The organism is Pseudomonas sp. PIC25, from assembly GCF_002286785.1.
Taxonomy (GTDB): domain Bacteria; phylum Pseudomonadota; class Gammaproteobacteria; order Pseudomonadales; family Pseudomonadaceae; genus Pseudomonas_M.
This window is the reverse complement of the sequence record NZ_MUJY01000052.1, coordinates 1-11,069: the sequence shown is the minus strand read 5'-3', so window position 1 is coordinate 11,069 and position 11,069 is coordinate 1. Positions and strand designations below refer to the sequence as shown.

The 11,069-nt window shown below is 63.7% G+C and carries 10 protein-coding genes and 1 pseudogene; 1 reads left to right on the top strand and 10 read right to left on the bottom strand.

Annotated elements, in window-relative coordinates:
- Window positions 1-145: 145 nt before the first annotated feature.
- From BZL41_RS05960 to BZL41_RS05940, 5 genes are all read right to left on the bottom strand, one after another.
- Window positions 146-379 (bottom strand): hypothetical protein, encoded by a 234-nt coding sequence (locus BZL41_RS05960; protein ID WP_174706136.1) that lies wholly within the window; start codon window positions 377-379, stop codon window positions 146-148.
- Window positions 380-591: 212 nt separating this feature from the next.
- On the bottom strand, window positions 592-765 hold the full coding sequence (locus BZL41_RS05955; RefSeq protein WP_095598441.1) for an integrase: 174 nt from the start codon (window positions 763-765) through the stop codon (window positions 592-594).
- Window positions 762-1,967: an integrase arm-type DNA-binding domain-containing protein gene (locus tag BZL41_RS05950; protein ID WP_095598440.1), complete on the bottom strand. Its 1,206-nt coding sequence runs from the start codon at window positions 1,965-1,967 to the stop codon at window positions 762-764. Before BZL41_RS05950 ends, BZL41_RS05955 begins: the two co-directional genes overlap by 4 nt.
- Before the next feature lie 202 nt (window positions 1,968-2,169).
- Window positions 2,170-2,697 carry an inorganic diphosphatase gene (gene ppa / locus BZL41_RS05945; protein WP_084339512.1) on the bottom strand — a complete coding sequence of 176 codons (528 nt, stop codon included), beginning with the start codon at window positions 2,695-2,697 and terminating at the stop codon, window positions 2,170-2,172.
- Between the two features lie 119 nt (window positions 2,698-2,816).
- Window positions 2,817-3,626 carry a zinc-dependent peptidase gene (locus tag BZL41_RS05940; RefSeq protein ID WP_095598439.1) on the bottom strand — a complete coding sequence of 270 codons (810 nt, stop codon included), beginning with the start codon at window positions 3,624-3,626 and terminating at the stop codon, window positions 2,817-2,819.
- Between the two features lie 113 nt (window positions 3,627-3,739).
- Between BZL41_RS05940 and BZL41_RS05935 the strand changes: the two are divergent.
- Window positions 3,740-5,325: pseudogene (locus tag BZL41_RS05935) on the top strand (protein kinase).
- Between the two features lie 268 nt (window positions 5,326-5,593).
- Here BZL41_RS05935 and BZL41_RS05930 read toward each other — a convergent pair.
- The 5 genes from BZL41_RS05930 to BZL41_RS05905 all read right to left on the bottom strand — a co-directional run.
- A complete protein-coding gene (locus tag BZL41_RS05930) occupies window positions 5,594-6,052 on the bottom strand; it encodes a GNAT family N-acetyltransferase (RefSeq protein WP_084339506.1) in 459 nt (152 codons plus the stop codon).
- A gap of 254 nt (window positions 6,053-6,306) precedes the next feature.
- Window positions 6,307-7,131: an ethanolamine ammonia-lyase subunit EutC gene (gene eutC, locus BZL41_RS05925; protein WP_095598438.1), complete on the bottom strand. Its 825-nt coding sequence runs from the start codon at window positions 7,129-7,131 to the stop codon at window positions 6,307-6,309.
- Window positions 7,132-7,184: 53 nt separating this feature from the next.
- Window positions 7,185-8,579, bottom strand: a complete 1,395-nt coding sequence (locus BZL41_RS05920) for an ethanolamine ammonia-lyase subunit EutB (protein WP_095598437.1) — start codon at window positions 8,577-8,579, stop codon at window positions 7,185-7,187.
- A gap of 55 nt (window positions 8,580-8,634) precedes the next feature.
- Entirely contained in the window at window positions 8,635-10,083 is a 1,449-nt protein-coding gene (gene eat, locus BZL41_RS05915; protein ID WP_095598436.1) for an ethanolamine permease, read from the bottom strand.
- 223 nt (window positions 10,084-10,306) lie between these two features.
- Window positions 10,307-11,069, bottom strand: a 763-nt coding sequence (locus BZL41_RS05905; protein ID WP_143518026.1) for an aldehyde dehydrogenase family protein, incomplete at its 5' end; no start/stop codon positions are given.

The following is an 11,069-nucleotide window of genomic DNA, read 5'->3' as shown; positions in this document are numbered from 1 at the left end:
GGCAACCGAGGCGCCGGGCTGGGTACACTCATCGACGACCTGGGCCTTGAAGGATTTGGGATAGGAGCGGCGTTGGCCTGGCACGGGAGATCCTCCGCATGGGGCTTGAAATGGTGTCCACCAAAAACAGGTGGACACCATGCCGCTAGCTGGAGGGATCAGGGAGGTGTGTTGGCCAGACGCTTACCGTCAGTTTACGAGCTGTCGCCAGCATGAGCTTGAGCTGCAGTTCCAGAGCATGGCGATACAGGAATAACAACGGATAGATTCCGGTGTTGAGTGGCACTTTGCGGTTCGCCATGGCATCCACCAGCCCATCGGCGGCATCCTTGTAGGCGAAGGCGTAGAGGTCAAAGCGGAAGTGAGACCAGTTCAGCATGGCGTTGTACTGCCAGTCTTCCCCCCTGAATGAACAATTGCTGTCCGGCAAAGTCAGATGGCCATTGGATGGGCTCTATTAGGGAGTCAAGCATCAAATTTTCTCGGATTTTAGTGGGAACTGGTGCAACTGAGCAGTGGCAATCATTACCTACATGTACTGCCACTGCCTTGATAGTGCATCTAATGGCTGCTTTTGGCGATTACCAATGGTCAGCGTATTGAGACAACTTTTCTGTCCCGATCCTTAATTGCCGACACCGGCAGGTTGCCCGTGGCTGCTTCCTGAATGTGCTCACTCCACCAGGCCATCATCGGGCGTCTGCGCTCGATGTAGTCCACCCTGTTGTAGGTACTGCGGACCTCGTCCTTGTCGAAGCGAGTCATTGAGCTTCCGTGCAGAATGCAGCCCACTCTCGCATGAGGGCTCTGCGCTTTTCCAAGAAGTCCGAACGCGAGTAGGCTGCTTCGGTCTGATCACGTTCATCATGGGCGAGTGCGAGTTCGCATACCTCCCTCGGATAGTGGGTGCACTCGTTAGCCCAATCACGGAAAGTCGAGCGAAAACCGTGTCGTGTGATGTCCGCGTGCCCTAGCTTGTGCAGCAGGTTGCGTATGGCGTTGGCGTGCATCACGCCGCTTTTGCCTTGACCTGGGAACAGATGGGGTGAGTTAGCGCGAGGTAGGCTTTCCAGCATCTCCACTGCTTGAGGGGGAAGAGGAATGATGAAGGGCTTTCGCATCTTCATACGTTCGGCTGGAAGTGCCCATAATCCCTTTGCAAGATCGAACTCGGTCCATTGGGCGAACTGAATCATGTGGGACCGGGCGCCGGTCAGAATGAGCAGTCGGGTAGCGATTGCGTCTCTTGAATGATGCTGAGCCAGCTTGGCCATCAACTCCGGTAGCTCCTGCCAGCGCATGGCAGGAAAGTGCTGACGCTGCCGAGCCTTCTTCTTCTCTGCTTTGCTGAGGAGATTATCCAGGTGTCCGCGCCAGCGAGCGGGATTGTCGCCTACACGTAAGCGTCGAGCTTTGGCCGCATCCAGTATCTGCTCGATCTGGCCGCGAACCTCGTCGGCGGTTCGGGTCTTTATTGCCCATATTGGACGCAGCACCGCCAGAACATGCTCGGTTTGGATGCTGTCGGCTGATAGCTTACCCAAGGTGGGGAAGGCATAGAGTTCGAGCTTGCGCAGCCAGCCTTTGCGCCACTTGTCGGACCAACTACTCCCATGTGCTTGCTGGTAGTCGCGGGCGAGATCTTCAAATGTTGTGCGGCGTGCTGCCGCTTGGCGCTCGGCTTCGCGCTTTGCTTCCCTTGCTGCGTCGCGTGTAGCCAGTGGGTCGGCGCCAGATGCGAGAATCTTGCGCTGGTCTGCTGCAAGTTGGCGAGCTTCGCTGAGCGTTATTGCGGGAAATGGGCCGAGACCCATTTCGCGGCTGCGACCCTCCAGCTTGTAACGGAAGATCCAGCTTGTGCCGCCAGTCTTGGAAACCTGAAAATACAGTCCATCGCCATCATTGGTTTTCCCTGGTGCCGCAGCTTTGGCCAAGGATTCCACCGTCTTGCTCGTTAGCTTTCCCATGTCAGCTCCTCAACTGACTCACACCATCGTACCCACACTTTGACCCACACCTTGGTGGCGGATTTAATGGGGTTCTCGTGGACGTCTTGGGATAGATGGTACGCTGAAGATCCCTTGTTTCCTAGGGTCCGTAGATGTTGGTGGATTTCTTCAGGCAATAAAAAAGCCGGCTTGTGGCCGGCTTTTAGGGGGTAGCTTTGGCTTATTTTTGATAAGCCGCAACTGCCTTCATGATTTCTGCGCGGGCTTCTTCGGCGTTGCCCCAGCGCTCGACCTTCACCCACTTGCCTTTTTCGAGGTCCTTGTAGTTCTCGAAGAAGTGTTTGATCTGCTCGAGCAGCAGGGCGGGCAGGTCGGTGTATTCCTTGATATCCACATACAGCTGGCTCAGCTTGTCGTGCGGAACGGCGACCAGCTTGGCGTCGCCGCCGGCTTCGTCGGTCATGTGCAGCACGCCGACCGGACGGGCGCGGATCACGGAGCCCGGCGCCACCGGGTAGGGGGTCACGACCAGGACGTCCAGCGGGTCGCCGTCGTCGGCCAGGGTATTGGGGATATAGCCGTAGTTGGCCGGATAGAACATCGGGGTCGCCATGAAGCGGTCGACGAACAGGCAGTCGGTGTCCTTGTCGATCTCGTATTTGATCGGCGCATGGTTGGCCGGGATCTCGATAGCGACGTAGATGTCGTTCGGCAGGTCTTTGCCGGCCGGGATCTTGCTGTAGCTCATGGGGCGACTCCCTGGATGGGCCAAAAAAGTGGCCGCGATTATAGGCACATTCCCTGGCCGTTTCCACGACAAAGGCGTACGCCATTGGTCTTGGTTTCGGTGTCTTTGGTTCCCTGCCTTCAGGCCTCTCGATAGTCCGGGTGCTCGGTCTGCAACTGGCGCAGGCGGGCCAGCGGGTCCTGGCGGTAGAAGGCCTTGAGCTGGGCATAGACCGCCGGGTAGGCCTCATCCAGCAGGTCGGGGGCACTGAAGAAGTATTCGCTGGTGACGGCGAAGAACTCCGCCGGGTCTTCCGCGGCGTAGGGATCGATGGCGGTTTCCGTGTCCGGATCGCAGTCGAGCTGGGCGTTGAGGTCGTCGTAGGCGGACTGCATGGCGGCGGCCCAGTCGGCGATGCGCATGTCGCGGTGCAGCGGCGGCAGGCCGTTGGCGTCGCCGTTGAGCATGTCCAGCTTGTGTGCCAATTCGTGGATGACCAGGTTGTAGCCCTCCCAGCCGCCACTGGCCTGGACGCCGGGCCAAGCCAGGATCACCGGACCCTGGGACCAGGCTTCGCCGCTGCGCTCGTCGTCCCATTCGTGCTCCACGCCGGCGGCGTCGCGGTGGCGCTGCGGGCTGACGAAATCGTCCGGGTAGAGCACCAGCTCGTGGAAGCCCTGGTACCAGTCGAGGTCGGGCAGGTGCAGCAGCGGCAGTTCGGCCTGGGCGGCCAGCAGCAGGCGTTCCTCGGTGCCCAGTTCGACGCCGGGAAGGGCGGTCAGATGTTTGCCATGAAGGAAGAGCACACTGCGTTCACGCAGCCGCTGGTCTTCCGCCGCGCTGAGGCCATCCAGCAGCGGTAGCCGCTGCCGGACCCGGGCCCAGAGCTGCGGGTCGACGGGATGCTTGGCAAGGATGCGCTGGCGGCGCCAGGCACGAAACGACCACATGGAAACGACCTCGGAAACGCGACGCCTGCCACCTTAAGCGGCGCGCCAGAGGCCGGCAAGCGGCACAAAGGCTGCAAGACCGGAGGCGAATCACCTTGTCGAGGAGGGCCGCGATGCTGCTGCAACTCATCGAACATCCCGCCGTCAGCCTGGCCCAGGGCCATGGACTGGACCTTCCGACCCAGGCGGCGCGGGCCAGGGCCACCTGGATGGCCGGACGCCAGGGACGCTCGCCCCTGCTGCTGGTCGCGTTGCTCTGGGCCCGCAATTGCCCCGATGTGGTGCAGGTCCTGGACGATAACCTGGATGCGCTGTTCGCCGATTTCAGTTGCACCCCGGAAAGCTGGAGCGAATCCCAGGCCGCTCGTCAGGTACTGGCAGCATTCATCTGCAGTTGTTCCGCAGTGCTAGCGAGGGCGAGGGGATCGCCGACCTGAGCGCCGGGCTGCTGCTGGTCCAGGCCGGCGAGGCACAGTTTCTCCAGGCTGGCGCCATCGGCTTGCTGCGCTACCAAGGCGGCGCCTTGCAGACCCTGGCCGGGCGCGAAGGCGTGCCGTTGGGTGCCCAGGCCGAGCTGGCGCTGGTGCAGCACAACCTGGCGCTGAACCGAGGCGAGGCCCTGTTGCTGGCGCCGCAGCCGTTGCTCGAAGTGACCGATCTGCAGGATTTCCAGCGCAACTGCCGGGAACTGCGTAGCGGGCAGTTATGCACGCTGCTCGAACCCTTCCTGATGGCCCCCGGCGCGGCGGTGCTGCTATTGCCGGGGGCGGCCGACAACCGCCCGCCGCCCGCGCCGATCGAGCGCTGGCCGGCCCCGGCCGAGGGACGGAGCGGCGACTGGCTGGACGGCTGGCAACTGCTCGAAGCCTGTCCCTATGGCCCACCCCGACGCGTCTTCCGCGCCCGCGACGGCAGTGGCCGCGAGGCCTTGCTGTGGCTGGCCGAAACGGAAGCCGACGAGGCGTTCTGGCAGCGCGAGTGGGTGTTGCGGCGCAGCTCGGTGCCGAGCCTGCCGCGGGTGCTGTCGTCCCATGAACCGCGGCGCCATGCGTTCCAGTTGTTTGCCCGGCCGGAGCCGGGCATGCGCAGTCTGACCGACTGGATGGCGGCGGGTGGCCCGCTGGAGCCGGAAAAGGTGCATGCCGTGCTGCTCCAATTGATCGAGGCGGTGCGGGTATTGCAGCGACGCGGCATGCAGGGGCTGTGGCTGAGCCCGCGGCAAATCCTGATGAATGCGCAGGGGCGTGTGCTGTTGCTGCCGGAGCATGCGGCGATCCTGCCGGGTGTCGGACGCCAGCCGATCCCGCCCGAAGCTGTGCCGCTGGCGCCGGAGCTGCGCAACGGCCGGCGAGCGGATGGCCGCGCCGATCAGTTCGCCCTGGCTACCTTGGCCTATTGGCTGCTCAGCGGTCAGTGGCCGGAAGTAGCGCGGCCGGAGCAGAGCTTGAACGGCCAGTACGTGCCCCTGGCGCGCTTCAACCGGCGCTTGCCGCCGGGATGGGATGGCGTGCTGGCGCGTGCTTTGGCGCCGCAGGCGCGGGTTCGCTTCGAGGCGTTGTCGGAGTTCCAGTTGGCCTTGGAGCGGCCCAAGCCGGCCGCTGCTGTGTGTCACCGTCGTTGGTCGCGGCGTTGGCGGTTGGCATTGCTGGCGGTGTTAGGGCTTCAACTGGCGCTTGGGCTTTGGCTGAGCCTTGGGTAATGGGCTCATGGGCGAATGAATTCGCCCCTACAAAAGTCTGACGCGCCGGCGAGGTATAGTGATTCACCCCCGCATTTCGCCAGCAGAGCTGGCTCCTACAAGGGCGTGGCGGCGCCGAGAGCGTTCGGTGAACTGTAGGGCCGAATTTCGGCCAACGGGACATGGCAGTGGTGTAGGAGCGAGTTCTGCTCGCGATGGGGCGCGACGCTACCGTCCCGGCCCCACGCTTCGCCAGCAGAGTGGGCTCCTACAGAGCCCGCGGTGCCGGTCATTCGTCGTTATTGATCGGCAGCACGTAGTTCTTGAACTGCTTGTCTTCCTTGAATCCGATGGATTCGTAGACCTTCTGTGCCACTTCGTTGTCGGCGTTGGTGGAGACGCGCATGCGCACCGCGTTGGTCTCCTTGGCCATTTTCTTCGCCGTTTGCAGCAGGCGGTCGGCCACCAACTGGCGGCGGGCCTCTTCGGTGACATAGATGTCGTTGAGAATCCACACGCGCTTGAGCGACAGGGACGAATAGCTCGGGTAGAGCTGGCAGAAGCCGAGAATCTTGTCCTCGTCGTCCGGCATGGCCAGGTAGATCACCGATTCCTTGCGGCGCAAACGGGTTTCGAGGAATTTGCGCGACGAGTCGGGGTAAGGCAACTCGCCATAGAATTCGCGGTATTTGACGAATAGCGGGGTCAACTGGTCCAGGTGCTCGAGGGTGGCTTGGACGATGCGCATGGGAAGTCCTCGACGTCGGGTTTGGGGCACCTCTAAAAACTACCTGCGTTGTCATCACTGTTTTTGCCTTGTGCTGACTGCCTCGCCTACGTTTTTAGAAAATGCCCTTTGGGGCTGGCCAAACAATGCAGGTGTTTTGCCATTGCGTTGGATGCTGCATCAAAGGTTGTGGAAAGCGCAATCCAAGCAAGCGTTTGATTATTTATTGATCGTTCGGAATGAGCCGCCATCCGCATGTCCTGCGGCTTTTCCGTTCAGGCATCGAGGCTGGGGAGGAGGAAATTGCCGCGTGTCGGTGCGCCGCCTTCGCCTTCCAGGCTGTGCATTTCCGCTTCGTCCTTCAGGTTGACCCCGGAGAGTTGTCGCCGGCAGGCCTCGCGCATCAGGTAAAGCAGCCGGTGCGCCGCCATGCCGTAGCTGAGCCCCTCCAGGCGCACGTTGGAAATGCAGTTGCGCCAGGCATCGGTCAGTCCGACCCGCGGACCGTAGGTGAAGTACAGGCCGAGGCTGTCCGGCGAACTGAGGCCCGGGCGCTCGCCGATCAGGATCACCGTCATCTTCGCTTTGAGCCGTTCGCCGATCTCGTCGGCCACCGCCACCCGGCCCTGTCGGACCAGGACGATGGGCGCCAGTGACCAGCCGTCGCCGGCCATTTGCTCGTCCAGGCGTTGCAGGAAGGGCGCGGCGTGCCGGTGGATGGCCAGGGCCGAGAGCCCATCGGCGACGACGATGGCCAGGTCGTAGCCCTCGGGATGGGCGGCGGCGTGTTCATCCAGCAACCGTGCCGAGGTTTCGTTCAGGCGGCGGCCGAGGTCGGGGCGTTGCAGGTACTGGTCGCGGTCGCCGGCCGCGCTGTGCAGCAACAGGGTTTCGCGGCCACGGGCGGCCAGTTGTCCGGCGAGGGTTTCCGGCTCGAAGGGCAGGTGCACGGCATCGCGGGCCTGGGCGTGGGCGAACTGGAAATCCAGTTGCGCACCGGTCGGCAGGCTGGTGCCGGCACGGCCGAGAGCGATCCGCGCCGGGGTCAGGCCGCGCAACTGCCGCCAGGGGTTTTCGATTGCGGGAGAGTGGTCGCTCATGTCGCGTCTCGCTTCTATGTAGGGGCGAATTCATTCGCCTGACGGCACATCCATTAACCCAACTGCGCCAACGCCTGGCGGAACGCCGGCGGCAGTTGCTCGCCGAGGCGCACGCGGCCGTCGCGCTGGATGAGGATGCCCATCCGCTCCAGCCAGGCCTCGAATTCCGGCGCCGGCTTCAGGCCCAGGGTCTGGCGGGCGTAGAGCGCGTCATGGAAGGAGGTGGTCTGGTAGTTGAGCATCACGTCGTCGGATCCGGGAATGCCCATGATGAAGTTGATGCCCGCCACGCCCAGCAGGGTGAGCAGCATGTCCATGTCGTCCTGGTCGGCCTCGGCGTGGTTGGTGTAGCAGATGTCGCAGCCCATGGGCACGCCGAGCAGCTTGCCGCAGAAGTGGTCTTCCAGGCCGGCGCGGATGATCTGCTTGCCGTTGTACAGGTATTCCGGGCCAATGAAGCCGACCACGGTGTTCACCAGCAGCGGCTTGTAGGCCCGCGCCACGGCGTAGGCGCGGGCCTCGCAGGTCTGCTGGTCGACGCCGTGATGGGCGTTGGCCGACAGCGCGCTGCCCTGGCCGGTTTCGAAATACATGAGGTTATCGCCGAGGGTGCCGCGCTTTTGCGAGAGCCCCGCCTCGTAGCCTTCCTGGAGAATCTTCAGGCTGATGCCGAAGCTGGCGTTGGCTGCCTCGGTGCCGGCGATGGACTGGAACACCAAGTCCAGCGGCACGCCGCGCTCGATGGCCTCGATGGAGGTGGTGACGTGGGTCAGCACGCAGGCCTGGGTGGGAATCTCGTAGCGCTGGATGATGGCATCGAGCATCTTCAGCAGTTCGGCGATGCCGGCCATGCTGTCGGTGGCCGGGTTGATGCCGATCACCGCATCGCCGTTGCCGTAGAGCAGGCCGTCGAGGATGCTCGCGGCGATCCCGGCCGGATCATCGGTGGGGTGGTTCGGTTGCAGGCGAGTGGCCATCCGCCCGCGCAGGCCTATGGTGTTACGAAAGCGGGTGATCACGCGGATTTTTTGCGCCACCAGCACCAGGTCCTGTACGCGCATGATCTTCGATACCGCCGCCGCCATTTCCGGCGTCAGGCCCGGCGCCAGGGCACGCAGGGCGGCTTCGTCGGCCTGCTCGGAAAGCAGCCAGTCGCGGAAGCCGCCGACCGTGAGATGGCTGACCGGGGCGAAGGCGGCACGGTCGTGGCTGTCGATGATCAGCCGGGTGACTTCGTCGTCTTCGTAGGGGATCAGTGCTTCGTCGAGGAACTGCTTGAGCGGGATGTCCGCCAGGGTCATCTGTGCCGCGACCCGCTCGGCGTCGCTGGCAGCGGCGACCCCGGCGAGAAAGTCGCCGGAGCGTGCCGGGCTGGCCTTGGCCATGACCTCGCGCAGGCTGTCGAAGCGCCAGGTCTCGCCACCGATGGAATGGGAAAAGCTGGACATAGGGGTTCTCCACGACGCCGCGCCAGTCCGTCGCGAGACCGGCGCGGCGGAGTTGTCACTTGAGCGCCGCTTCGGCCTTCTCGATGGCGGCGAATTCCTCTTCCGGCGTACCGGCCACCAGGTGATGGCGGCTGTAGAAGGCGAAATAGGCGATCAGCACGCCATAGATGATAGCTGCGCCGATCACCACCCGCGGGTCGACCAGGAAGCCGGCCACCACCGCGACGCAGGCCAGCACCAGCGCCACGCCCGAGGTGAGGATGCCGCCAGGCGTGCGGTAGGGGCGGTGCATCTCCGGCCGGCGCAGGCGCAGCACGATGTGCGCGGCCATCATCAGCACGTAGGAGATGGTGGCGCCGAACACCGCCACCAGGATCAGCAGGTCGCCCTGGCCTGTCAGCGACAGGGCGAAACCGATGATGCCGGGCACCACCAGCGCCAGCACCGGCGCCTTGCTCTTGTTGGTCAGCGACAGGCTGCGCGGCAGGTAGCCGGCGCGGGAGAGGGCGAAAATCTGTCGCGAGTAGGCGTAGATGATCGAGAAGAAGCTGGCGATCAAGCCGGCCAGGCCGACCAGGTTGACGAAGCCGCTCATCCAGGTGGATTTGCCATAGGCGGTGGTCAATGCCTCCACCAGCGGGTTGCCGGAGGCGACCAGGGTATTGGCGCCGGCGCCGCCCGGACCGACCAGCAGGATCAGCCCGGCGAAGGCCAGCAGCACCAGCATGGCGCCGATCAGCCCGCGCGGCATGTCGCGCTGCGGATCCTTGGTTTCCTCGGCGGCCAGCGGTACGCCTTCTACGGCGAGGAAGAACCAGATCGCATAGGGGATCGCTGCCCAGATACCGACGTAGCCGAACGGCAGGAACGCGCTGGCGCCGGCCGCTTCGCTCACCGGGATATCGAGCAGCTTGTCCACCGAAAAGTGCGGCACCATCCCGACGATGAATACCGCCAGGGCGATGGCGGCGACGGCGGTGATGACGAACATCAGCTTCAGCGCCTCGCCGACGCCGAAGACGTGGATGCCGATGAACAGCACGTAGAAGGCCAGGTAGATCATCCAGCCGCCGAGGCCGAACAGCGACTCGCAGTAGGCGCCGATGAACACCGCGATGGCCGCCGGGGCGATGGCGTATTCGATGAGGATCGCCGTGCCGGTGAGGAAGCCGCCGAGCGGGCCGAAGGCGCTGCGGGCGAAACCGTAGCCGCCGCCGGCGGTGGGAATCATCGAGGACAGCTCGGCCAGGGCGAAGCACATGCACAGGTACATGGTGGCCATCAGCAGGGTGGCGACGAACAAGCCACCCCAACCGCCCTGGGCCAGGCCGAAGTTCCAGCCGGCATAGTCGCCGGAAATCACGTAGGCGACGCCGAGGCCCACCAGCAGGACCCAGCCGGCGGCGCCTTTCTTCAGTTGGCGATGGTGGAAGTAATCGGCACTGACCTGCTCGAAATCGGTGCCTTGCCCGACGGGGGCTGCACTGCTTTGTTCAAGAGCCATGGGTTATGTCCTCGTTATGGCCGCACGGGCAGGATGCCCAGCGGTGCACGCAAGCGCTTTCGGTGCGTTGGCACCAATCGGAAAGCAACGGCGGTGCCAAGCCGGAGGGCGTCCCGTTCGGCGGCTTGGCAAGAGATGGCGCCCTCTCTCTGGGGATAGAGGGCGCAGCTTTTCCAAAGGCTGTAGCCGGGCTTCCCATGGCCCGGCTGCCGTCGAAGATGGGCTAGAAGAATCCCAGCGGGTTGATGTCGTAGCTGACCAGCAGGTTCTTGGTCTGCTGATAGTGGTCGAGCATCATCTTGTGGGTCTCGCGGCCGACGCCGGACTTCTTGTAACCCCCGAACGCGGCATGCGCCGGGTACAGGTGGTAGCAGTTGGTCCACACGCGGCCGGCCTTGATGCCGCGGCCCATGCGGTAGGCGCGGTTGATGTCGCGGGTCCAGACACCGGCGCCGAGGCCGTATTCGGTGTCATTGGCGATGGCCAGGGCTTCGGCTTCGTCCTTGAAGGTGGTGACGCCTACCACCGGGCCGAAGATTTCTTCCTGGAACACACGCATCTTGTTGTGGCCCTTCAGCAGGGTCGGCTGGATGTAGTAGCCGCTGGCCAGGTTGCCTTCCAGTTTGGCCACGCCACCACCGGTCAGCACTTCAGCGCCTTCGCTCTGGGCGATTTCCAGGTAGGAGAGGATTTTCTCGAACTGCTGCTGCGAAGCCTGGGCGCCGACCATGGTGTCGGTGTCCAGCGGATCGCCGCGCTTGATCTGCTCGACCTTCTTCATCACCTCGGCCATGAACGGCTGGTAGATGGATTCTTGGACCAGCGCGCGGGACGGGCAGGTACAGACCTCGCCCTGGTTGAAGAAGGCCAGCACCAGGCCCTCGGCGGCTTTCTCGATGAAGGCCGGCTCGGCCTGCATGATGTCTTCGAAGTAGATGTTCGGCGACTTGCCGCCCAGTTCCACGGTGGACGGGATGATGTTATCG